Consider the following 21517-nt stretch of genomic DNA (forward strand, 5'->3'; position numbering starts at 1 on the left):
GGGCGCGCCACTTTCCTTGCGAGCGGTCCGGAACCGGCCGGACCGACACGCAGGGCCTGCATGGCGATCCCTCAGGGGGATGCCGCGCGCGACACGCCCTGCGCCCGCGCGGGGCGGTTCGCCAGCTGGCTTGCCAGGACCGACCCCAGGACGATGGCCGCGCCGAGGATCTGAAGCGGGCTCAGCGCCTGCCCCAGCCAGATCCACCCGAGCACGACGGCGGTGACGGGGCTCATCAGTCCCAGCATGGCGACCGAGCCGGGCTCGATCCGCGCGACGCCGCGGAACCAGATCCAGTAGGTCGCCGCCGCGCCGACAAGGCCCAGCCAGAGCAGTCCGCCGAGGTTCGCCCCCGACAGCGGCGGCAGCGCCGGTTCCAGAAACAGCGACAGCGGCAGCAGGATGAGCCCGCCCGCCGTGAGCTGCCAGGCGGTGAAGCTCAGGGCCGGAACGGACGGTTGCCATTTGCGGCTGAGCACGGTGCCGGCGGCCATGGCGGCGGCCGCGCCGAGGGCGGCTGCGATCCCGGCGGGGTCGGGCGGCGCGCCCGGCCCGAGCAACAGGAGGCCGACGCCTGCGACACCCGTGATGGCCGCAACGACCGCCGCCGCCCGGACGGGCGCGCCCAGCCACCCGCGGGCCAGCCCGATGACCATGAGCGCCTGCAACGAGGTCACGGTCGCGGCCACGCCGCCCGGAAGCTGATGCGCGGCGACGAAGAGAAGCGTCCAGAACGCCGCGAAGTTCAGCGCCCCGAGCAGCATCACGCGTCCCAGCCAGTTCCGGGGCGGCAGGCTGCGCGTGACGGCAAGAAGCAGAAGGCCCGCGGGAAGGGCCCGCAGGACGGCAAGGGTGATCGGATAGCCTTCGGGCAGGAATTCCGTCGTGACGAGGTAGGTGCTGCCCCAGACGGCGGGGGCGAGGGCGGTGAGGAGGATGTCGGCGGTGCGGGACATGGCGATGTCTCCTTGCGGGCGCGCTTACCAGAGGGGGTAAAGGGGAATGCGCGGCCGGTCCGGACGGGGCACGAGGCCGATGTCGCGCTGCATGTGGGGTGATAGCCTGCACGTTGGCCGGGGTGGCCAGCGTGCCGGGGCGCCGAGGCGCCGGAGACTGCGGAGGATCATGGGCATGCTCCGTTCACGCGACGGCGCGCAGCGCGGTGCGGATCTGCGCAGCCAGATCCTCGGCCGTGCCGTTGACGAGCCGTGCGCCTGTCTCGCGGACGACGAGCGCGGGGATCGAGCGGACCTGCAACCTTCGCGCGTGATGCCGGTCGGCCTCGACCGCCGTTCGGGTCGCGGGATCGTCGAAGATGTCCGCGAAGGCCACGGCTTCGAAGCCCGCGTCCCGTGCGGTGGCGAGGACGAGGGCCGGATCGGCCACGTTCCCGGCGCCGGACAGGTGCGCGCGCTGCAGGCGGTCGAACATGTCCCAATGCGCGTCCTGTCCTCCAAGCCGTTCCGCGGCCTTGCATCCAAGCGCGGCCGTCAGCCCGTGCGGATAGTCGAAGGGCGCGGCGCGCATCGCGTCAATGTCGATGCGAAGGGGTTCGTCGCTTGCCTGCCGGCAGGCCGACCAGTGACCGAGGATCGTTTCGCGGGCGCAGTCGGGGCTGCCCCAACGTTCCGCCATCTCGGCCGTGCTCGCCTGAAGGACGAAGGTGCGGTGGCGGATGTCGAGGTCGAACGCGGTCGCGAGCGATCGCATCCGCGAGGAGACGTTGAAGCACCAGCAGCATACGACGTCGTGGAAGAAGTCGATGGTGAGCGCGGGCATCACGCGGCCTCCCCGACGAGGTCCGCGCCGGCGAGCCGGGCGGCGATGCGCGCCACATGCGCGCCCTGGAAGCGCGCGCCGGCGAGGTCGGTCGCGCTTGGCGCGCGGGACCCGTCGGCGCCCGCGATGGTGCCTGCGCCGTAGGGGGCGCCACCGACAATTGCCTTGGCCGTGGTCTGGCCCGCGAAGGTGTAGGGCATTCCCGCGATCAGCATCCCGAAGTGCTGAAGCGGGATCTGCGTGGACAGAAGCGTCGCCTCGTGGCCGCCATGCTGCGAGCCGGTCGAGGCGAAGACCGCCGCGACCTTGCCCACGAGCGCGTTGCGCGCCCAGAGCCCGCCCGCCTGATCGAGGAAGGACTTCATCTGTCCCGCCATCATCCCGAACAGCGTGGGCGTCCCGAAGATCACGGCGTCGTAGGCCTCGAGGTCGGCGGGGGTGGCGAGCGGCGTGTCGTCATGCACGAAACCCGCCTTCCGCCGCACCTCGTCGGGCACCGTCTCGGGGACACGCCTCAGGTCGACATGGGTGCCGGGCACGCCGCGCGCGCCTTCGGCCTCGGCCTCGGCGAGCGCGCGGACGTGGCCATAGCTGGAATAGTAGAGAACGAGAACGCGGGTCATGGTGATCCTCTTGCGGTTTGAGCTTGTCGTCGCCCGTGAGGATCGCGGATGCGGCGGGCCGGAATAACCGTCCGTCCGTCACTTCATTCTTTACGCCCGTTGAAGAATGTCAGGGCCCGAGGGCCGCGCGCAGATGATCGAGGAACGCCGTCACGCGCGCGTCCATCCCGAGACGCGAGCCCGTGACGGCGAAGATCTCGGGCGCGGGAAGCTCCCACTCCGGCAGGATGCGCCTCAACTCGCCCCGTGCCTCGGGGCCGTCGGAGACGAAGTCGGGAAGCGTGCCGATGCCTTCGCCCGCGATCAGCAGGTCGCGCAGCACAAGGCTGTTGCCGACACGTATCGGCGGATCGACCTCGAGGCTCGCGGTGCCGCCCGGTCCGCTCAGGCGCCACGTCGTGAGGTGCTCGGCCAGCAGGAAGCCAATCACGCGATGGCCCGCGATGTCGTCCGGCGTCTTCGGCACGCCCGCCCGCGCGAGGTAGGCCGGCGCGGCGAAGATCCTCTGCCGCATTGTGCCGATGCGCCGCGCCACAAGCGCTGAGTCAGGCATCGCGGGCCGGATGCGGATGGAGACGTCGAAGCCACCTTCGACCATGTCGATCACCCGGTCGTCCATCGAGACGGTCAGCCTGAGGTCGGGATGGGCGCGCAGGAAGTCCGGCAGCATCGGCGCGATCACGGTCTGCCCGAAGGAGCTGGAGGCGTTGACCTTCAGATGGCCGCGAACGGTGCCCGCGCCTTCGCGGATGCGCGCCTCGACCCCCGACACGGCATCGAGGATATGGGCGGTCTCTTCGTAGTAGGTGCGGCCCGCATCGGTCAGCGACATGGAGCGCGTCGTGCGCGTCAGAAGCGCGCTGCCGAGGCTTTCCTCCAGCAGCCTGATCTCGCGGCTGAGAAGGGCGGGGGAGACGCCGAGATCCTCGGCCGCGCGGGCGAAGCTTCCGCGCTCGACGATGCGGCGGAACGCGCGCATGACGGACAGCTTGTCCATGATCTCCGGAACCTCCGTGCTTCATCCCGGCCGCTGGCGGACCTCGGGGCCGAGCGTGGCACGACCGGCATGGATCAACGGGGGCTTCGGGGCAAGCCGCAGATGCGGACCCGCCCGTCCCGCCGTTCGGGGATGCGGCTACAGCCAGCCAGCGACGACCGCCCCAGGCGACGTCCGAGGCAGGCGTCCCGATCCCGCGTTCGTCGCAGGACGTGCCGTCGCGGTCGAGGGTGTCGCGGACCCGGCGCCGCGGCCCTCGGAATTCCGAAGCGCGACGGCGACGCAGGCCCTGCGCGCGCTACCTGTGCCCGGCCCCGACCGCAGGAGACCGACCGTGACCCGCCGAAGCGCCATCGAACTGAACGACCTCGCTCTCGTGACCGATATCGGGACCTATGGCCCCGGCGACGTCGTGCCCGAGGCCCATCTTCTCGACCTCGTCCTGGCGATCGATCCGTCCCTTGTTCTGATCGCGCGGGACGGGATGGCGCATGTGTTCGACTACGACCCCCTGATCGCCGAGATCGACCGTCTCGCCCGCGACGGCCATTACCAGACGCAGGAGCGGCTCATGACGAGGATCGCGGGCGCGTGCGCGCGGCATCCCGAGATCGAGGGCGTGGAGATCAGGTTGCGGAAGTCCCCGGTCCTGGCCGGGTCGGGCAGCCTCGGCGTCCGCCTCGTGCTGGACGGCGAGGGGCTGGCGGCGCTGCGGTAGGGCGGACGCGCGGTTCGGCCGCGCGTGCCGGACGGATGTGCCCGGCACGCGCGCACCCGGTCAGAAGTCGAGTTGCAGCCCCAGCGTGATACCGTAGGTCGTGAAGAGGTTCGACCCGAGGCCATCGAAGAACACGTCCGCCGACGCGGTTATGCCGCCCTCGTTGCTGAACCTGTAGCCAACATCGACGCGTCCGCGTCCGGCCTCGGTCTCGTCGATGAAAGAGGATGCGACCGCGTCGCCGTCCACGCGCGACCAGATCCCCTGCAGGCCCCAGGTCAGAAGGTGCCCGCCCCGCTCGAGGTTCTCGCGGTGCCGGTTTTGCCAGCCGCGTCCGTCGCCTCGTAGGTCACGGTCGCCGTCACGGTCGCGTAGGTGACGACGGCATTCGCCTCGCCGGGGTCGGTGCTCACGGTGATGTCGGCAGGCACGGCTGAACGGGCTCGTCGTCGACTGGCCCGACAGGCCGATCGTGTATTGATTGTCGTTCCGCCGGACGTGCCGTCGAATTCTTACACTCGAACACTGGCAAAGATGAATGAACCGCCATGCGACACGTCGCAGGCCGCCAAGGGTTGACCCAAAGGGAGCCTTGGGGACAACCCTAAGCCCGGAAAAGAAAATCCTGAATGTCCTCAGGGGCCTTCGTGCCACAAGCCCGTGCGCCGCATCGCCCCGGATGCACCCCCGCGTTCGGCAGGCGTGGCAGACGTCACGCCGCGCGGTGCGGTCGCAGCCCGAGGATCCTGCGCGCCTCGGCCCATGTCGCAACGGGCCGGCCGTGCTTGTCGCAGATTTCGGCCGCGCGCCGCACCAGCGCCGCGTTCGACGGGGCGAGCGTGTCGCGGTCGAGGCGCACGTTGTCCTCGAGGCCCGTGCGCGCATGGCCTCCGGCGGCGATGGCCCACTCGTTCAGCACGACCTGGGTCGCGCCGATCCCCGCCGCGCACCACGGCGCGTCCTCGCCGAACAGGCGGCGCACGGTGTGGATGTAGTAGTCGAACACATCGCGATCCGCGGGCATTGCGTTCTTCACGCCCATGACGAACTGGACGTAGGGCGTGCCGGCAAGCTGGCCGCGACCGGCCATCTCGGCCGCCTTCAGGATGTGGCTCAGGTCGAACGCCTCGATCTCGGGCTTCACGTCATGGGCGCGCATCTCGGCGGCGAGCCAGTCCACGAGATCCGGCGGGTTCTCGTAGACGCGCGTGGGAAAGTTGTTGGAGCCGACGGACAGCGAGGCCATGTCGGGCCTCAAGGGCAGCATTCCGCCCCGCTCCCGGCCCGCCCCGGACCGGCCGCCGGTCGAGAACTGGACGATCATGCCGGGGCAGTATCTCTCGACGCCCTCCTTCAGGCGCGCGAACTTCTCGGGGTCGGAGGACGGGGTCTGATCGTCGTTCCGGACATGGGCGTGGACGATGGAGGCGCCGGCCTCGAACGCCTCGTGGGTGCTTTCGACCTGTTCGGAGACCGTGATCGGCACGGCGGGATTGTTGGCCTTCGTGGGCAGGGAGCCCGTGATGGCCACGCAGATGATGCAGGGGTTCGTCATGGTTTCATGCCTCCCGGCCTTGTCTTGCAGGTCGCCGATCGCAGGCCCGTCGGGCGCGCGCCTCCGTCACGCCTATCGAGTAACCGGGGATCGCCCCCGCGTCGAGCGGTCCCCGCGTGGCCATGCGCCGCCGGGCGCGGCAGGCTCGCCATCGGAACGCGCCCGCCGGAACGGAATGCGCGGCCGGATGTTCTTCCTGCGAAGCGGGTGCCGTGCGGGCGGCCCCGGCCGCCATGACCGAGCGGGAGGACGAAGATGCTGACGCGCCGCCATTTCATCGTGACAAGCGCCGCCCTGTTCTCGGGGCCCATCGCCGGCCCCGCGCTGGCCAGCGGTCCGCCAAGCGCCGCGCAGAAGGCTGCGTGGGACGCGCAGGTGACGCCGCCGAACTACGACCCGGCGACCTCGAACCCCTGGGGCCTGCATCCCCGTTTCCTGCCGACCCGCGTCGAGACGCGCGCGGGCCTTGCGCCGGGGGATCTGCACGTCGATGCGGTCGCGCGGTTCCTCTACCACATCGGCCCCGGCCGGACGGCCATGCGCTACGGCGTCGCCATCGGGCGCGGCGGTCTCTACCAGCCGGGAACCTTCAGGATCGGGCGGAAGGCGGAATGGCCAAGCTGGACGCCCACCCGCGCGATGATCGAGCGCGAGCCTGACGTCTACGCGCGCTGGGCCGACGGGATGGAGCCCGGCCCCGAGAACGCGCTCGGCTCGCGGGCGTTCTACCTCTACCAGGGCGGTCGGGACACCTACCTGCGCATTCATGGCACGCCGCAGCCGTGGTCCATCGGCACGCGCGCAAGCTCGGGCTGCGTGCGCATGGTCATGGCGCATATCAACGATCTTTACGACCGTGTGGCTGTCGGCGTGACCGCGCATCTCTACCCGGCCTGACCCGGACCCGCCGCAAGGGGGCGGACGCGCGGCCTCATCCCGCGCCCTGGATCGAGGTCACCCAGCCCGCCGACACGGTAAGCAGCGCCACGAAGGCCGCGAAGGCGGCCAGCGCCAGCACGGTTGGCCCCGAGCGCCCCGGAAAGCGCCTCGCGAGGGGCGCGAGACGCACGGAGCGCCGGATCGCCGAGACGTAGAGGGGCAGGGCGCTGACCAGCGTGGCATGGAGATAGACGCCCGAAATGTTCTCCAGAAACGCGGACCGCGCGAGCGTCGGGGCGACGACGCTCAACGCGGTCGCGGGGTCGCCGCCGAAGGACCCGAACCACCGCGCCGACAGGACGTAGATGACGCCATGAAGCGCCACGAAGACCGCGAGGCGCAAGGCGATGTCGACCGGGATCGCCAACGCCGCGTCCCGCGTCCCGTCACGCGCCTCCCGCGAGGCGTAGAGCACGAAGCCGACCCAGTTCACCGCGAAGACCACGGGCAGCCCGTTTGTCAGGACCTGCCGCAGGAACAGCCACAGTGCCGGTCCGCCCTCGAGAAGCATTCCCGCGAAGCCCGGCCTGAGCGACACGAACAGCGCCAGCAGCGGCACAAGGGCCGCGAGGCTCACGATCAGCGTGTTCCGCGCGAAGCGCAGGAACGGCATGTCGAGCGAGAACAGGTGCTGCATCAGCCTCCGGGGCGGGCGGTGGGGCCGGCCTTGGGCCAAGCCAAACACGCCCCGCCTCCTGTGTCGAGGCGCCGGCGCGCCTCAGGCCTCGGCGAGGATCGCCCTCAGCGACGCGTCATCGAGGTCTACCGGGTTCGCGGAATAGGAAGACGAGGCCTTCGCCTCCTGCGCGACCCGTGCATGGTCGGCGGCGCCGAGGCCCTGGTCGGCAAGCCCTTGCAGGCCATGCGCGGCCGACCATTCCTGGAAGGCGTCCAGGCTTTCGAACTCCTCCCCGATCCGGTCGAGCACCCAGTCGAGGCGTTCGCCGCCCGGTGTGTCTGGGCCTGCCGCGCGCCGGTTCGCCCGCAGGACGTGCGGAAGCAGCGCGCCGCAGATCGCGCCATGCGCGGCGCCCGTAAGGCCGCCGATGACGCCGGCGAAATCGTGGACGGCCCCGAGACCCGCATTCGCCAGCGCGATGCCCCCGGCAAGGCTGGTCAGCGCCATGTCGTCCCACGCCCCGTCGTCGGGCGCGTCCATGATGCGGCGCAGCGCCGACAATCCGCGCGGGATCGCGTCCCGGCAGAGCGCGTCGGTGAACGGGTTCGCGCGCCGGCTGACGAAAGGCTCGACGACCTGCGTGACGGCATCGAGGCCCGACGCGAGCGCGACGTGCCGCGGGCAGGAGGCGGCAAGGCTCGGGTCCACGATGGCGAGCGCGGGATAGAGGCGCGGGTCGCGCAGGCTGACCTTGCGGGCCGCATCGGGGATCTGGATCACGGCGTTGCGCGTGACCTCCGAACCCGTTCCCGCGGTGGTCGGTATCGCGATCACCGGCAGCGGCGCGGTGTCGAGGGGCCGGCCCTCGCCCACCACCTCGAGATAGCGCAGCGGCCCGTGCGGCGCGGGCAGCAGGGCGGCAAGCGCCTTGCCGTGGTCGATCACCGCGCCGCCGCCGATGGCCACGATCATCTCGGGCGCGAAGGGCCGCGCCGTCTCGCAGCCCGCGAGTATGCCCGGCAGGTCGGGCTCGCCCCGCGCCACGATCTCGAGGACATCGCCCCCGGCCCCGAGCGCCCGGACGAGGTCGTCGGCCGCCGCGACAGAGGCGCTGCGCACCACGAGGATGCGCCTCGCGCGCGCCAGTGCCGAGGGTGCGGCCTCGGCCAGCGTGCCGCGTCCGAAGCGGATCGCGCCGGCCGTGGCGAAACCGAAGGCGGCGACGCTCATACGCTCAGTACCGCGGTCACGGCCCGCTTCCAGCGTGTGTAGCGCTGGGCGCGCTGCGCGTCGTCCATCCGGGGCGTGAATTGACGTTCCATGGCCCAGGTCGCCGCGAATTCCTCCATGTCGGGCCATGCGCCGGCGCGCGTCCCCGCGAGCCATGCAGCGCCGAGGGCCGTCGTCTCCAGGACCTCGGGGCGGTCCACCGGGGCGCCGATGATGTCGGACAGGAACTGCATCGCGTAGTCGTTGGCCGCCATGCCGCCATCGACCCGCAGCGAGGGCTGCGCGCCCTCGCGCGCCCAGTCCGCCTGCATCGCCTCCAGCAGGTCGCGGGTCTGGTAGCCCACCGACTCCAGCGCCGCGCGCGCGAATTCGGCCGGGCCCGAATTGCGCGTCATGCCGAAGACCGCGCCGCGCGCCTCGGGGTTCCAGTAGGGCGCGCCGAGGCCCACGAAGGCGGGTACGAGGATCAGGTCCTGCGAAGTCTCCGCCGTCTCGGCGAGGCCCTGCGTCTCGGCTGCGGCCCGGATCACCTTCAGTCCGTCCCGCAGCCACTGGACCACGGCGCCGGCAATGAAGATCGACCCCTCGAGCGCATAGGTCGGCCGCCCGTCGAGCTGGTAGGCGATCGTCGTGAGAAGCTTGTTGGTCGAGGCCACGGGCGTGTCGCCGGTGTTGAGAACGGCGAAGCAGCCGGTTCCGTAGGTCGATTTCAACATGCCGGGCGTGAAGCAGGCCTGCCCGATGGTGGCGGCCTGCTGATCCCCCGCGACGCCGAGGATCGGGATCTCCCGCCCGAAGAGGTCGGCGCGGGTCATGCCGAAATCGGCGGCGCAGTCGAGCACTTCGGGCAGCATCTCGACGGGGATGTCGAAGAGGTCGCAGATCGTCCGGCTCCAGCGGCCCTTGTGGATGTCGTAAAGCATGGTGCGCGCGGCATTCGTCGCATCGGTCACGTGACGCCCGCCGGTGAGGTTCCAGATCAGCCAGCTGTCGACGGTGCCGAACGCAAGCTCGCCGCGGCGCGCGCGGTCGCGGGCGCCTTCGACATTGTCGAGCAGCCACTTGACCTTGGTCGCCGAGAAATAGGGGTCGGCCAGAAGGCCGGTCCGCGCGGTGATCATCGGCTCGTGGCCGTCCTCGCGCAGCTTCGCGCAGAAATCGGCGGTGCGACGGTCCTGCCAGACGATCGCGTTGTGGATCGGGCGGCCCGTGGCGCGGTCCCAGACCAGCGTCGTCTCGCGCTGGTTGGTGATGCCGATCGCGGCGATGTCGGCGGCATGGAGCCCGGCCTTCTCGATCGCCGCCCTCGCGGTGGCGGCCGTGGTGGCCCAGAGGTCCGAGGGATCGTGCTCGACCCAGCCCGAGGCCGGGTAGTGCTGCGGGAATTCCTCCTGCGCGACGGCGGCGATGCGCATGGTTCCGTCGAAGACGATGCCGCGACTGGATGTCGTGCCCTGATCGAGCGCCAGAATGTAGCCCATGACCTTTCTCCTCCAGGCAGGATGCGATGTTGGGTGCGCGGCCGTCCCGCCCGACCGGGCGGCAGTCATGAAAACGGGCGGAGCCGGCCTGCAGCTGCTCCGCCCGTGGAGTGCCGGGGCCGCGTCAGGCGGCCCCGGAGCGTCGGATCATTCCGTCCAGCGGCGGATCAGCTCGTCGTAGGCGACGGTCATGGGCTCGCCACGCTCGTCGTCCAGACGCGGCCAGCATGGATGTGCGTCTTTCCGTCGACGATCTTAGATACGCCGTCCAGCACCAGCGACATGGCCCATCCTCCCTTCGTTCGTCCCCTCTTGCGCCCCGGTGGCGGCGAGGGGCGCTTGTTCGTGCATCCAGTCGTCGAGCGTTCTTGCCTGTGCCTCGCTCAGCCGCAGGCCCAGCTTGCCCCGGCGCCACAGGACGTCCTGCGCCGTGCGCGCGTATTCGCGCCGCATCAGCCAGTCGACCTCGGCCTCGGTCAGCGTCGCGCCGAAGTCGCGCCCCAGATCGGCGGCCTCGCGCGCCGTGCCCAGCACCTCGCGCGCCTCGGTCCCGTAGGCCCGCACGAGGCGCAGCGCCCAGAAGTCGGTCAGGAACGCATAGTCCCGCTTCAGCTCGTCCACGAGGGCGCCGACACGGTCATGGGCGAAATCGCCGCCTGGCAGCGGCACGCCGGCCGTCCAGGCGCCCTTCCCCAGCGTCAGCTGCCCGCCGATCTTCTCGAGCGCGGATTCCGCGAGCCGCCGGTATGTCGTGATCTTGCCGCCGAAGACGTTGAGCACGGGCGCCCCGGACGAGCGGTCGACCTTCAGCGTGTAGTCGCGCGTCGCCGCCGTGGCCGAACTTGCCCCGTCGTCATAGAGCGGGCGCACGCCCGAATAGCTCCAGACGACGTCCTCGGGCGTGACCGGCCGCTTGAAGTAGGCGCTGGCGAAATTGCACAGGTAGTCGCGCTCCGCGTCCGTGCAGACGGGCGCGCGAGCCGGGTCCTCGTGCTCGGCGTCGGTCGTCCCGATCAGGGTGAAGTCGTATTCGTACGGAATCGCGAAGATGATGCGGCCGTCCGTGCCCTGGAAGAAGTAGCACTTGTCGTGGTCGAACAGGCGCTTCGTCACGATGTGGCTGCCCCGCACGAGGCGCACGTTCTCGCGGCTGTTGAGCCTAAGCTTGCCGTGGATCACGTCCCCGACCCAGGGGCCGGCGGCGTTCACGAGCATCTTGGCGCGGATCGTCCGCGCCTCGCCGTCGCGCATGATCGTCACCGACCACATGCCGTCCTGCGCCTCGGCCGAGACGACCTCGCTGCGGGTCAGGATCGTGGCGCCGCGCGCCTCGGCGTCGCGGGCGTTCAGCACCACGAGGCGGCTGTCCTCGACCCAGCAGTCGGAATATTCGTAGGCCTTCTCGAAGCGGTCCTGAAGCGGCGCGCCCTCGGGCGTGCCGACAAGCCTGCGCGTCGATGTCGGCGGCAGGATCTTCCGACCGCCGAGGTGGTCGTAGAGAAACAGGCCGAGCCTGATCAGCCAGGCGGGACGACGCCCCTTCATCCAAGGCATCGCGAAGGACAGAAGCTTCGAGGTCGGCGTGTCGCTCTCGAAGCGCATGTCCTTGTGGTAGGGCAGCACGAAGCGCATCGGCCAGCTGATGTGGGGCATCGCGCGCAGCAGCGTCTCGCGCTCGATCAGGGCCTCGCGCACCAGCCTGAATTCGAAATACTCGAGGTAGCGCAGGCCGCCGTGAAACAGCTTGGTGGAGGCCGACGACGTCGCCCCGGCAAGGTCGCCCTTCTCGGCCAGAACGACCGAAAGCCCCCGTCCGGCCGCGTCACGGGCGATGCCGCAACCGTTGATCCCGCCGCCGATCACGAGCAGGTCGAACGGCGCATCGCCGGCATGAAGCTGGTTGTCCTGCAACGCCATACGCCCTCCCAAGCGCCATGGTCATCTCCTCGGCGTCGACCCTAGTCAAAGCGAACAAGATCGCGCAACAGGATAATCATCGCGAACCCGATATGTTCGCTTTTCGCGCAAAGCGAATGACTCAAAGCGCTTTGTTTCATATATGTTCCATATTGCGTGATCGGACGGGCGAAGGCTAGCATCAAAACGAAACCAACATGGCTGGCGGGTCTGCGAATCGTCGACCGTGGCCGGAACGACCGGATGTCCCAAAGCCTTCGCATTCCCGAAATCCTGAACATCGCGCGCCGCGACGGGCGCGTGTCGGTCGAAGGCCTGGCGGAGCATTTCGGCGTCACCCTCCAGACCATCCGCCGCGACCTCGCCGAGATGGCCGCGCAGGGCAAGCTGGAGCGCGTGCACGGCGGGGCGGTGCTTCAGTCGAACATCACGAACATCGGCTACGAGGACCGGCGCGGCTTGAACGACGAGGCCAAGACGGCCATCGCCCTGCGCATCGTGCGCGACATTCCCAACGGCTGTTCGCTCTTTCTCAACATCGGGACCACGACCGAGGCGGTGGCCCACGCCCTGATGAAGCACCGCGACATCATGGTTCTGACCAACAACATCAACGTGGCCAACATCCTGGTCGAGAACCCGGCCTGCGAAATCATCGTCGCGGGCGGGCTCCTGCGCCGGTCGGACGGCGGGCTCGTGGGGACGGTGACGACGCAGGCGATCCAGCAGTTCAAGTTCGATCTCGCGGTGATCAGCTGCTCCGCGCTCGACGTCGACGGCGACATGCTCGATTACGACATCCAGGAGGTCGGCGTGAGTCAGACGATCCTGCGGCAGGCGCGCCGGAGCTTCCTCGTCGCGGACAGGTCGAAGTTCCAGCGGCGCGCCCCGGCGCGCATCGGCTCCCTGTCGCAGATCGACAGGTTCTACACCGACGCCGCCCCGCCCCCCTCGCTGGCGGCCGACTGCCATGACTGGGGCACGGAAATCGTGGTCTGCCGCGGCTGAAACCGGCGGCCCCGGCAAGGCGCGCACGCCGGGCGAAGCCTCAGGCGCGTGTCTTCCGGGCCTCGGAGCTGGCCAGTTGTTCGTAGAGCTGGGCCTGGTTTTCCACCATGCGGTCGGTGATGAGCCGGGTCAGCATCAACCCGAACTCCGGATGCTCCTGGTAGATCCTGAGCACCGTCGGCCGGTCGATCGCGCAGAGCGTCGCGCGTCCCGCGGCGCGCACCGTCGCCGTGCGCAGCTTGCCGTCAGAGAACAGCCCGATCTCGCCGAAGATCTCGCCCGCATCGAGGAACTTGCCGAATTCGACGATCTCCACGCGGCCCTCCTGAACGTAATAGAGCGTGTCGGCCTCGTCGCCCCGGCGGAAGACGACCGCCCCGTCCGCGACGTGCATCTCGGTCATGAAGGGCAGCAGCACCTCGGCCGAGCTTGGCCCCTGCGTGGCCTTCCGGACGCGCCGGATCAGCGCGACCTGCTCGCCGAGGCGGAACAGGTTCATCGGCAACAGCGCGCTGTGCAGCAGCAGGATGGGAAACAGCTGTCCGCCGACTCCGTAGACGATGAAGGCGATGTTCGAGACGACCGCGGCCACCCGCAGCCAGACCAGGGTCTTCATGCAGAACGTGATGAAGACGAGGACCGAGGCCAGGTAGCCTACGAGCTCGATGGGGTCTGGAAGCATGTCCATGATGCCGTCAAATCCCGTTCTGCTGGATCGGCAGGTCGCCGCGGGCAATTGGCACGGGTCAGGCTCCCGTCAAGGCATCCGGTGCGCGACCGGACTTGCGGGCCACTCCGATGCGGCCGCCTTCGATCGTATGGAGTATCGTCGGACGGCCCCCCTTGAGGCACACACGCGCTTGACGCTGGTCAACGAACTCGTCACCGATCCGGCCGATCACAGTGTGGCTCACGCTGATCTTCCCGGTCTTGCCTGCCTCCTCGATACGCCGGGCGATGTTCACGGTCATTCCCCGCACGTCGTGGATGAAGCGCAGCTCGCCCACCACGCCCGCAACCAGCGGTCCGCTGTGGATTGCGACCCGCGCCTGCAGATCACGGCTGGTCTGGCGACCAGCCTGCCTTGTCTCGAACAGGAACTCCTGCACCCCGTCAACTGCAATCGCGCCGTGATCCCAGACGTTGCGGCCGGTGGTCTCCACATGCCGCGTCAGCGCGCCGAAGCCCGACAGGGCGACCGCAACCAGCACCCGGAGCCCCGCCATGAAATGGAGCCGCACCGCCCGAACCATGTCGTCGATGCGAAGCCGTTCATGCAGGCGGTCGCCGAACAGCGCGATGCAGCCCGCGACGACGCCGATCACCATCGCCACGCGCAGGCCGACGAGACCGCCAGCCGCCGTCACGACGACAAGGACGGCAAGGCCGCCGTTCATGCCGTGGAATATGCTCGCCTCGCGGTCGATCGCCCAGGCAAGGTCAAGTCCCGTCAGAACGCCGCCCGCCCCGCTGACGACGGTGTTCAGCGACAACTCCAGCACCGCGTCCGTCATTCCCAGCGCGCTGCCGCCGCCCACGGCATGGACGACGTCCGACCCCGCCCCGAACATCAGCCCGTAGCCGAGGACGCAGAACAGGATCACCGAAAGCGCGAAGTCCGGGATGTTCTTCATGGCGACGCTGATGTTGTCCTTGGCGCGGATGATCCCGGCTTCGATGCACGCGAACCTCGCCCGCATCACGAAGACGAGGATCGAGCACAGCAGCACCCAAGCAAGATCGACCTGGCCCATCCGGTGGTTGTCCCTTCGATGCCCATGGCAAGTCCGATAACGGCCGGGACTTGCGAAAACCCGCGTCACGACCGCGCAAACTCTTCAACGCATGGATTATGGGACGAAAAGTATGCCAAGCTGACCCAAGGTAACAACCGCTAAACGCAACAGGCGCATCCGGGGCGCATCCGGAGCTTGGCGGGCATGGTGCGCGAGCTGGGGCGCAAGGTCGCGCGGCGCCGGCTCAGACCCTCAGATCCGGCACGATGCTGTTGGCCAGGACGAAGTCGGCGTTCGGCATGTCGTTGCCGTCGCGGCGGCGGATGGCGTCCTGTTCGGAAAGCCCCTGATCCCGCCAGCGCTGCAGAAGCCGCCGGGCGATGACGTCGCGCCCGGGGTCCACGAAGACCGTGAAGGACCACAGCGGCAGAAGCCCGTCCCACGGCGGCACGTCGCACAGCAGGTAGTTGCCCTCGAACAGGACGTAATCCGTGTCGGGCGACAGTTCGGCCGCGCCCGCGATGCTGATGTCCCGGTCGCGGTCGAACACGGGGTAGTAGACGCGCTCGCCCGCCCCGATCCTGCGCACGAGGTTGGCGAAGCCGTCGCCGTCGAAGGTCTGCGGGGCGCCCTTGCGGGCCAGAAGGCCCTTTTCCGAAAGCACCCGGTTGTCGAGGTGGAAGCCGTCCATCGGCACCACCGCCGCGGTCTCGCCCCTGTGGCGCAACTCGGCGTACAGGTCGTGGGCCAGCGTCGACTTGCCCGCGCCAGGCGGCCCGGCGATGGCGACCAGCCGCCGCCTGCCGTCCGCCGCCGCGAGACCGTCGAGGGCGCGCGCGAGCTCAGGCCGCGACGACATCTTCGGGCTTCACCGCCCCCGTCATCAGTGCCACGGCGTCCGACATCGCGATCTGCCGGGGATCGGCGATGCACAGGCGCTGGCCGAGGCGATGGATGTGGATGCGGTCGGCCAGTTCGAAGACGTGGGGCATGTTGTGGCTGATCAGGATGATCGGGATGCCGCGCGCCTTCACGTCCTGGATCAGCTCCAGCACCCTGCGGCTTTCCTTGACGCCGAGGGCCGCCGTCGGTTCGTCGAGGATGATCACCTTCGAGCCAAAGGCCGCGGCACGCGCGACGGCCACGCCCTGACGCTGCCCGCCCGACAGGGTCTCGACCGCCTGGTTGATGTTCTGGATGGTCATGAGCCCCAGTTCCGAAAGCCTGTCGCGGGCGAACTTCTCCATCGCCGCGCGGTCGAGCTGGCGCAGGATGGTGCCGCGGATGCCGGGCTTTCGCAGTTCGCGGCCCATGAACATGTTGTCCGCGATCGACAGGGCGGGAGACATCGCGAGGGTCTGGTAGACCGTCTCGATGCCGGCCTCGCGCGCCTCGATGGGCGAGCTGAAGCGGTAGGGCTTGCCGTCGAGGAACATCTCGCCCTCGTCGACCTGGATCGCGCCGGAGAGCGCCTTGATCATGACCGACTTGCCGGCGCCGTTGTCGCCGATGACGGCGAGGATCTCGCCCGGCATGAGGTCGAAGTCGCAATGGTTGAGCGCCGTCACCTTGCCGAAACGCTTCACCATGCCGCGCGCCTTGAGAATGGGCTGTGTCATGCGGAAATCCTCCGGATCCACTGGTCGACCGCGACGGCCGCGATGATGAGGATGCCGATCAGCAGGTTCGTCCATTGCGGATCGGCCCCCGCCAGCCGCAGCCCGAGGGTGAACACCCCCACGATGAGCGCCCCGAAGAGCGCGCCTAGGATCGAGCCGCGCCCGCCGAAAAGCGAGATCCCCCCGATCACCACGGCGGTGATGCTTTCGATGTTGGCCATCTGGCCCGAGGTGGGCGACACCGATCCGATCCGCCCGATCAGCGCCCAGCCGGCGAAGGCGCAGATCAGCCCGGCCAGGACGTAGACCGAGATCAGCGTTCCGCGCACGTTGACGCCCGCGAGGCCCGCGGCCTCGGGGTCGTCGCCGACGGCATAGACGTGGCGGCCCCACGCGGTGTGGCGCAGCGCGTAGGCCAGCACGAAGGCAAGCGCCAGCATGAAGATGACGCCGTAGGTGAAGATCGCGCCACCGAGCTCCACCCGCGTTCCGAAGAACTGCAACAACGGCGCGTCCGCCTGTATGTCCTGGCTTCGGATGGTCTCGTTGCGCGAATATAGGAAGTTCGTCGCCAGCACGATCTGCCACATGCCGAGCGTCACGATAAAGGGCGGCAGTCTGACGTAGGCCACGAGGATGCCGCTGATGAGCCCGCAGGTCGCGCCGCAGATCAGCCCGCAGAAGACCGCGACTTCGGCCGGCAGGCCGTAGCGGAAGGTGAACTGTCCCATCACGACCGACGACAGGACCATGACCGCGCCGACCGACAAATCGATGCCCGCCGTCAGGATGACGATCGACTGCGCCAGCGCCACGATCCCGACGATCTGCACCTGCTGCAGGATCAGCGTCAGCGCGAAGGGCGACAGGAAGCGCTCGCCCAGCGTGATCCCGAACACGATGACCGCGCCGATCAGCACCAGAAGCGGCACCAGCGATGGGGTCAGGTGCAGACGGTTCTGGACCCGGTAGGCGAAGGTCGGGGCCGGCTGCTGGAATTCGGCGAGCGTGGTGTCGCGGCTTGCGGCGGCTTCGTAGTTGTCGGTCATGTGCGGGCGCCCGGTTCGAATGCTGGAACGAAGGTCCCGCCCTCCGACAGACCGGAGGGCGGGATCGCGGTTATGACATCTTGCGTGCCGGAGCGATCAGCCCCAGCAGAGCTCGAGGCCCTCTTCGGACGAGATCGAGGGCACGCCCTCGACCGGCTCGTCGGTGATCAGCGAAACGCCGGTGTTGAAGAAGTCGAGGCCGGGCGAGGTCTCGGGCAGGGTGCCGTCGGCCGCATACTGCACGATGGCCTCGATGCCGAGACGCGCCATGTCCAGCGGATACTGCTGCGACGTCGCGCCGATCACGCCTTCGGCGACGTTCTGCACGCCGGGGCAGCCGCCGTCGACCGACACGATCAGGACGTCGTTCTCGCGGCCGATGGCCCGGATCGCCTCGTAGGCGCCGGCGGCGGCGGGCTCGTTGATCGTGTAGACGACGTTGATCATCGGATCGATGGCCAGCAGGTTCTCCATGCCCTCGCGGCCGCCCTGCTCGGCGCCGCTCGAGACGTCGTGGCCGACGATGCGCGGATCGTCCTCGTCACCCCAGCGGTTGGGATCGCCAAGGTCGATGCCGAAGCCCTCGAGGAAGCCCTGGTTGCGCAGGACGCCGACCGTCGGCTGGCTCTCGTTGATGTTCAGCAGGCCGATGCGCGCGTCTGCGGCGGCATCGCCAAGCTGGCCCGCGGCCCATGCGCCGATCAGGCGCCCGGCCTCGTAGTTGTCCGTCGCGAAGGTCGCGTCGGCGGCATCGGCCGGCGACAGCGGCGTGTCGAGCGCGATCACGATAAGGCCCGCCTCGCGCGCCTGCGTCACTGCGGGCGTGATGGAGGACGTGTCGGACGCCGTCAGCAGGATGCCCGAGGCGCCGCTTGCGATGCAGGTCTCGATCGCTGCGACCTGCGTTTCGTGATCTCCGTCGAACTGCCCGGCGAAGGTCATCAGCTCGACGCCGAGCTCTTCCGCGGCCGCGGTCGCGCCTTCGCGCATCTTGACGAAGAACGGATTGGTGTCGGTCTTGGTGATCAGGCACGCCGAGACGTCGCCGTGGGCATCGGCAAGGGCCGTGCCGCCGGTCGTCAGCGCCAGCGCCCCGCCCATGAGTGCGAGTTTGGCGAATTTCATGGTTGTTTCCTCCTCTGAGTGCGGCCCTCCCGGCCGGACCATCGCACTGTCCACCTAGGGGACGGGACTGTCAATATATAACTTCCAGAGAGTTATTTATTGACAGCGCGATCCCTTCCGCGCGATTTTTCCTGCAGAAACGGGTTATGCGGGATGCCAATGACCAAGCTTGATCGCCGCGACGTCAAAAGCCCTGCCCAGCATGGTGCGAACCAGCAGGGCATGCGCGAGCGCAACGAGAGGCTGGCCCTCACTCTCCTGCGCCGTTCGCCCGGACTGGCGAAGGCCGAGCTTGCGCGGCGCACCGGCCTTTCGGCGCAAACCGTCTCGAGGCTGATCGGGGCGCTCGAGGCGGACGGCCTGATCCTGCGCGGGGACCCGCAGCGGGGGCGCGTCGGACAGCCGTCGATCCCGCTCGCTCTCGATCCTGAGGGCGCGTTCTTCCTGGGGCTGAAGGTGGGACGCCGCTCGGTCGAGCTGGTGGCCACCGATTTCCTCGGCCGGATCGTGGATCGTGAGAAGCGTATCTACGAATACCCCGCCTTCGACGACGTCCTGCAATTCTCGCGGCAGGCCATCGACACGATTCGCGCGCGTCTCGGGCCGGATCGGTCCGGGCGCATCTCGGGCCTCGGCATCGCGATGCCCTTTCACCTCTGGGGCTGGGCGCAGCGCATCGGGGTGTCGCCCGACCGCATGGCCGACTGGAAGGTCCGCGACCTCGAGGCCGAGCTAGCGAAGCATGTCGCGCTTCCGATCTTCCTGCAAAACGACGCCACCGCCGCCTGCAGCGCCGAACTGGTGTTCGGAGGGGTTGCTCTTCCGGCCAATTTCGCAAGCTTCTACGTCGCCTTCTTCATCGGCGGCGGCCTCGTGCTGCGTGGCTCGCTGTTCACCGGGCCGCATGGCAACGCGGCCGGCCTCGGTCCGCTTACCGTGCCGGACCGGAACGGCACGGTGCGCCACCTCATCGACCTCGCCTCGCTGTCCACGCTGGAGGCGAGCCTGATCGCGCAAGGCATCGACCCACAGCAGATCTGGATCGAGCCCGAAGGCTGGGACATCCCCGAGGACGTGATCGAGGATTGGTTGGCCGAAGCCGCCCACGCGCTGGCGCAGGCGGTCCGTTCGGCGCAGACGATCCTCGACCTCGACGCATTCCTGATCGACGGCTGGCTTCCCGCGCGCCTGCGGGCCGATCTTGTGACGCGGATACGCGCCGAGCTGGAAAGTCTCGACATGACGGGCATCTACACGCCCGAGATCCTCGTGGGCACGACCGGCGCGGACGCCCGGTCGCTTGGCGCGGCCAGCCTGCCACTCAGCGCCCGTTTCCTCGTCGAGGCCTCCAAGCAGTAGATCGCCGAAGCCGTCCGCGCGCGCGGGCTTGCGGCGGGCCTGCAATTGCGCGTCGTCAATGCGGTGGGCGCAGCGCCCGCTAGGGTGGCCTTCGAGGACCGAACCCACCTGCCGGAGCCCGCATGGAGACCGTAACCGTCGAGATCGCATCGGGACGGGTGAGGGGCGAAAGCTCGGGCGGGATGATCGTGTTCCGGGGCATTCCCTACGCCGCGCCGCCGGTGGGCGAGGCCCGCCTCCGCCCGCCGCGCCCGGTGCGGCGCTGGGAGGGGACGCGCGACGCGCTCGCGTTCGGCCCGAAGCCGCCGCAGACCGACTACCCCGATTTCGTCCGGATGCTCCTTCCGGAATTCGTCGGGCCGGGGGACGACTGCCTGACGCTGAACGTATTCACCTCGGGCCTCGAGCCTGCGCGACGGCCCGTCATGGTCTGGGTGCCCGGCGGCCTGTTCGAGTTCCACGGCACCGGCGCATCGCCGCTCTACGACGGCAGCGCTTTCGCCGAGGACGGCATCGTCTGCGTCACGATCAACTACCGCGTCGGGGCCGAGGGGTTCCTCCATCTCGGCGACGGGCAGTCGAACATCGGCCTTCTCGACCAGATCGCCGCGCTGGCGTGGGTCCGCGACAACATCGCGGCCTTCGGCGGCGATCCCGGCTGCGTCACGGTGTTCGGCGAATCCGCGGGCGCGCTGGCCATCGGGACGCTTCTCGCGATGCCGCGGGCGAAGGGGCTTTTCCGGCGCGCGATCATCCAGAGCGGCGGGGGCCATCACGTCAGCGCGCCCGAGACGGCGCTGCGCATCGGCAGGCGGCTCGCCGGGAAGATGGGCGTCGCGCCGACGCGCGAGGCCATCGCCGCCGCCCCACGCGAGGCGCTTCTCGCCGCGCAGGCCGAGCTCCGGCAGGACCTCGAGGCCGCGCCTGATCCGGCCGTCTGGGGCGAGGCCGCCCTGACCATGCTGCCCTGGCAGCCGGTCCTCGACGGCGACACGCTGCCCCGGCGCCCGGTGGACGCGGTTCGGGACGGCAGCGCCTCGGAGATCGACCTGATGGTGGGCACGAACCTTGACGAGACGCGCCTGTTCCTCGCCGAAGGGGACGCGCTTGGACGGATCACGGACGAGGCCGCGGCGGGCATGGCCGCCGCCTACGGCCTGCCGCCTCAGGAGGCGCTCGCGGCTTACCGCCGGCTTCTGCCCGGCGCGTCGCCGGGCGACCTGTTCTCTGCGCTGCAGACGGATTGGTACTGGCGCCTCCCCGCGCTGCGCCTCTCCGAGGCCCATGCGGGCGGCGGCCCCGGCCGCACCTACTTCTACGAATTCGGCTGGCGCGGGTCGCCGGCGTTCGGCGGCAGGCTCGGGGCCGCGCACTCGATGGAAATCCCCTTCGTCTTCAAGTCCTTCGGCCCGGCGACGGAGGCGGTTCTGGGCCCCGAGCCGCCGCAGGGCCTCGCGGATGCGATGCACCGTGCGTGGACGGCCTTCGCGTGGTCGGGCGATCCGGGATGGCCGGAGTTCGACCCTCTCGCGCGGTCGACCATGCATTTCGACGAGACGCCGCGCGTCCTGGACGATCCCATGGGCGGGATCCGGCGGATCTGGCACGGGATCAGGTAGGCGCGGCGGCGCGCGGGCCGAGGCACGCGGCTAGGCCGGATCCGCCGCGCCCAGCTTCCACCGCCAAGGTCTCCCCGGGGGCGCTCAGCCGGTTCGCGACGGACCCGCCCGACGGGACTCCACGCAGGTCCGGTCCGTAGAGTG

The 21517-nt window shown here is 69.5% G+C and carries 22 protein-coding genes; 5 read left to right on the top strand and 17 right to left on the bottom strand.

Annotation, left to right across the window (positions count from 1 at the left end; translation table 11 throughout):
* Nucleotides 1-71: 71 nt before the first annotated feature.
* The 4 genes from P6F26_RS06920 to P6F26_RS06935 form a co-directional block, all read right to left on the bottom strand.
* The gene (locus P6F26_RS06920) at nt 72-956 is read right to left on the bottom strand and encodes an EamA family transporter (protein WP_278027934.1); all 885 of its coding nucleotides are present in this window, start codon (nt 954-956) and stop codon (nt 72-74) included.
* Between the two features lie 184 nt (nt 957-1140).
* Complete coding sequence (locus tag P6F26_RS06925; RefSeq protein WP_278027935.1) at nt 1141-1779, bottom strand: DsbA family oxidoreductase; 639 nt, start codon at nt 1777-1779, stop codon at nt 1141-1143.
* Nucleotides 1779-2402: an NAD(P)H:quinone oxidoreductase gene (gene wrbA / locus P6F26_RS06930; protein WP_278027936.1), complete on the bottom strand. Its 624-nt coding sequence runs from the start codon at nt 2400-2402 to the stop codon at nt 1779-1781. Before wrbA ends, P6F26_RS06925 begins: the two co-directional genes overlap by 1 nt.
* A gap of 109 nt (nt 2403-2511) precedes the next feature.
* Nucleotides 2512-3399, bottom strand: coding sequence for a LysR family transcriptional regulator (locus tag P6F26_RS06935; RefSeq protein ID WP_278027937.1), 888 nt, complete (start codon nt 3397-3399; stop codon nt 2512-2514).
* A 334-nt stretch (nt 3400-3733) separates the two neighbouring features.
* Here P6F26_RS06935 and P6F26_RS06940 point away from each other — a divergent pair, with 334 nt between their 5' ends.
* On the top strand, nt 3734-4117 hold the full coding sequence (locus tag P6F26_RS06940; protein WP_278027938.1) for a dihydroneopterin aldolase: 384 nt from the start codon (nt 3734-3736) through the stop codon (nt 4115-4117).
* Between the two features lie 60 nt (nt 4118-4177).
* On the opposite strand, the gene P6F26_RS06945 is transcribed toward P6F26_RS06940, so the two are convergent.
* The 3 genes from P6F26_RS06945 to P6F26_RS06955 all read right to left on the bottom strand — a co-directional run bounded on the left by P6F26_RS06945 (nt 4178) and on the right by P6F26_RS06955 (nt 5672).
* Entirely contained in the window at nt 4178-4366 is a 189-nt protein-coding gene (locus P6F26_RS06945; protein WP_278027939.1) for a hypothetical protein, read from the bottom strand.
* Between the two features lie 29 nt (nt 4367-4395).
* Entirely contained in the window at nt 4396-4530 is a 135-nt protein-coding gene (locus P6F26_RS06950; protein ID WP_278027940.1) for a hypothetical protein, read from the bottom strand.
* A gap of 299 nt (nt 4531-4829) precedes the next feature.
* The gene (locus tag P6F26_RS06955) at nt 4830-5672 is read right to left on the bottom strand and encodes a 3-oxoadipate:acetyl-CoA acetyltransferase (RefSeq protein ID WP_278027941.1); all 843 of its coding nucleotides are present in this window, start codon (nt 5670-5672) and stop codon (nt 4830-4832) included.
* Between the two features lie 255 nt (nt 5673-5927).
* On the opposite strand from P6F26_RS06955, the gene P6F26_RS06960 reads away from it, so the two are divergent.
* Nucleotides 5928-6569 carry a L,D-transpeptidase gene (locus tag P6F26_RS06960; protein ID WP_278027942.1) on the top strand — a complete coding sequence of 214 codons (642 nt, stop codon included), beginning with the start codon at nt 5928-5930 and terminating at the stop codon, nt 6567-6569.
* 34 nt (nt 6570-6603) lie between these two features.
* Here P6F26_RS06960 and P6F26_RS06965 read toward each other — a convergent pair whose 3' ends face one another.
* The 4 genes from P6F26_RS06965 to glpD form a co-directional block, all read right to left on the bottom strand.
* Nucleotides 6604-7248, bottom strand: coding sequence for a hypothetical protein (locus P6F26_RS06965; RefSeq protein ID WP_278027943.1), 645 nt, complete (start codon nt 7246-7248; stop codon nt 6604-6606).
* Between the two features lie 81 nt (nt 7249-7329).
* The gene (locus P6F26_RS06970; protein WP_278027944.1) at nt 7330-8460 is read right to left on the bottom strand and encodes an iron-containing alcohol dehydrogenase; all 1131 of its coding nucleotides are present in this window, start codon (nt 8458-8460) and stop codon (nt 7330-7332) included.
* Complete coding sequence (gene glpK, locus P6F26_RS06975) at nt 8457-9941, bottom strand: glycerol kinase GlpK (RefSeq protein WP_278027945.1); 1485 nt, start codon at nt 9939-9941, stop codon at nt 8457-8459. Before glpK ends, P6F26_RS06970 begins: the two co-directional genes overlap by 4 nt.
* A gap of 255 nt (nt 9942-10196) precedes the next feature.
* A complete protein-coding gene (gene glpD, locus P6F26_RS06980; protein WP_278027946.1) occupies nt 10197-11858 on the bottom strand; it encodes a glycerol-3-phosphate dehydrogenase in 1662 nt (553 codons plus the stop codon).
* A 243-nt stretch (nt 11859-12101) separates the two neighbouring features.
* Here glpD and P6F26_RS06985 point away from each other — a divergent pair, with 243 nt between their 5' ends.
* The gene (locus P6F26_RS06985; RefSeq protein WP_278027947.1) at nt 12102-12866 is read left to right on the top strand and encodes a DeoR/GlpR family DNA-binding transcription regulator; all 765 of its coding nucleotides are present in this window, start codon (nt 12102-12104) and stop codon (nt 12864-12866) included.
* Between the two features lie 40 nt (nt 12867-12906).
* Here the strand turns inward: P6F26_RS06985 and P6F26_RS06990 are convergent, their stop codons facing one another.
* The 6 genes from P6F26_RS06990 to P6F26_RS07015 form a co-directional block, all read right to left on the bottom strand.
* The gene (locus P6F26_RS06990) at nt 12907-13554 is read right to left on the bottom strand and encodes a Crp/Fnr family transcriptional regulator (protein WP_278027948.1); all 648 of its coding nucleotides are present in this window, start codon (nt 13552-13554) and stop codon (nt 12907-12909) included.
* A 58-nt stretch (nt 13555-13612) separates the two neighbouring features.
* Nucleotides 13613-14620, bottom strand: a complete 1008-nt coding sequence (locus tag P6F26_RS06995) for an adenylate/guanylate cyclase domain-containing protein (protein ID WP_278027949.1) — start codon at nt 14618-14620, stop codon at nt 13613-13615.
* 226 nt (nt 14621-14846) lie between these two features.
* Entirely contained in the window at nt 14847-15461 is a 615-nt protein-coding gene (locus P6F26_RS07000) for a nucleoside/nucleotide kinase family protein (RefSeq protein WP_278027950.1), read from the bottom strand.
* Nucleotides 15445-16221 (bottom strand): ATP-binding cassette domain-containing protein, encoded by a 777-nt coding sequence (locus P6F26_RS07005; RefSeq protein WP_278027951.1) that lies wholly within the window; start codon nt 16219-16221, stop codon nt 15445-15447. The genes P6F26_RS07000 and P6F26_RS07005 overlap by 17 nt, the downstream gene beginning before the upstream one ends.
* Complete coding sequence (locus P6F26_RS07010) at nt 16218-17270, bottom strand: ABC transporter permease (RefSeq protein ID WP_278027952.1); 1053 nt, start codon at nt 17268-17270, stop codon at nt 16218-16220. The genes P6F26_RS07005 and P6F26_RS07010 overlap by 4 nt, the downstream gene beginning before the upstream one ends.
* A 96-nt stretch (nt 17271-17366) precedes the next feature.
* Nucleotides 17367-18395, bottom strand: coding sequence for a substrate-binding domain-containing protein (locus P6F26_RS07015; RefSeq protein WP_430736725.1), 1029 nt, complete (start codon nt 18393-18395; stop codon nt 17367-17369).
* Between the two features lie 159 nt (nt 18396-18554).
* Here P6F26_RS07015 and P6F26_RS07020 point away from each other — a divergent pair, with 159 nt between their 5' ends.
* Nucleotides 18555-19754, top strand: a complete 1200-nt coding sequence (locus P6F26_RS07020; protein ID WP_278027953.1) for an ROK family transcriptional regulator — start codon at nt 18555-18557, stop codon at nt 19752-19754.
* A 122-nt stretch (nt 19755-19876) separates the two neighbouring features.
* Nucleotides 19877-21373, top strand: a complete 1497-nt coding sequence (locus tag P6F26_RS07025; RefSeq protein WP_278027954.1) for a carboxylesterase/lipase family protein — start codon at nt 19877-19879, stop codon at nt 21371-21373.
* Nucleotides 21374-21517: the final 144 nt, after the last annotated feature.

The sequence above is a fragment of the Roseicyclus salinarum genome, assembly GCF_029624655.1.
Classification (GTDB): Bacteria; Pseudomonadota; Alphaproteobacteria; order Rhodobacterales; family Rhodobacteraceae; genus Roseibacterium; species Roseibacterium salinarum.

Excerpts from the sequence above, each read along its gene's own strand:
- P6F26_RS06920 (WP_278027934.1), bottom strand. The coding sequence starts at position 956 with ATGTCCCGCACCGCCGACATCCTCCTCACCGCCCTCGCCCCCGCCGTC.
- P6F26_RS06925 (WP_278027935.1), bottom strand. The coding sequence starts at position 1,779 with ATGCCCGCGCTCACCATCGACTTCTTCCACGACGTCGTATGCTGCTGG.
- wrbA (WP_278027936.1), bottom strand. The coding sequence starts at position 2,402 with ATGACCCGCGTTCTCGTTCTCTACTATTCCAGCTATGGCCACGTCCGC.
- P6F26_RS06935 (WP_278027937.1), bottom strand. The coding sequence starts at position 3,399 with ATGGACAAGCTGTCCGTCATGCGCGCGTTCCGCCGCATCGTCGAGCGC.
- P6F26_RS06955 (WP_278027941.1), bottom strand. The coding sequence starts at position 5,672 with ATGACGAACCCCTGCATCATCTGCGTGGCCATCACGGGCTCCCTGCCC.
- P6F26_RS06960 (WP_278027942.1), top strand. The coding sequence starts at position 5,928 with ATGCTGACGCGCCGCCATTTCATCGTGACAAGCGCCGCCCTGTTCTCG.
- P6F26_RS06965 (WP_278027943.1), bottom strand. The coding sequence starts at position 7,248 with ATGCAGCACCTGTTCTCGCTCGACATGCCGTTCCTGCGCTTCGCGCGG.
- P6F26_RS06970 (WP_278027944.1), bottom strand. The coding sequence starts at position 8,460 with ATGAGCGTCGCCGCCTTCGGTTTCGCCACGGCCGGCGCGATCCGCTTC.
- glpK (WP_278027945.1), bottom strand. The coding sequence starts at position 9,941 with ATGGGCTACATTCTGGCGCTCGATCAGGGCACGACATCCAGTCGCGGC.
- glpD (WP_278027946.1), bottom strand. The coding sequence starts at position 11,858 with ATGGCGTTGCAGGACAACCAGCTTCATGCCGGCGATGCGCCGTTCGAC.
- P6F26_RS06985 (WP_278027947.1), top strand. The coding sequence starts at position 12,102 with ATGTCCCAAAGCCTTCGCATTCCCGAAATCCTGAACATCGCGCGCCGC.
- P6F26_RS06990 (WP_278027948.1), bottom strand. The coding sequence starts at position 13,554 with ATGGACATGCTTCCAGACCCCATCGAGCTCGTAGGCTACCTGGCCTCG.
- P6F26_RS06995 (WP_278027949.1), bottom strand. The coding sequence starts at position 14,620 with ATGGGCCAGGTCGATCTTGCTTGGGTGCTGCTGTGCTCGATCCTCGTC.
- P6F26_RS07000 (WP_278027950.1), bottom strand. The coding sequence starts at position 15,461 with ATGTCGTCGCGGCCTGAGCTCGCGCGCGCCCTCGACGGTCTCGCGGCG.
- P6F26_RS07005 (WP_278027951.1), bottom strand. The coding sequence starts at position 16,221 with ATGACACAGCCCATTCTCAAGGCGCGCGGCATGGTGAAGCGTTTCGGC.
- P6F26_RS07010 (WP_278027952.1), bottom strand. The coding sequence starts at position 17,270 with ATGACCGACAACTACGAAGCCGCCGCAAGCCGCGACACCACGCTCGCC.
- P6F26_RS07015 (WP_430736725.1), bottom strand. The coding sequence starts at position 18,395 with ATGAAATTCGCCAAACTCGCACTCATGGGCGGGGCGCTGGCGCTGACG.
- P6F26_RS07020 (WP_278027953.1), top strand. The coding sequence starts at position 18,555 with ATGACCAAGCTTGATCGCCGCGACGTCAAAAGCCCTGCCCAGCATGGT.
- P6F26_RS07025 (WP_278027954.1), top strand. The coding sequence starts at position 19,877 with ATGGAGACCGTAACCGTCGAGATCGCATCGGGACGGGTGAGGGGCGAA.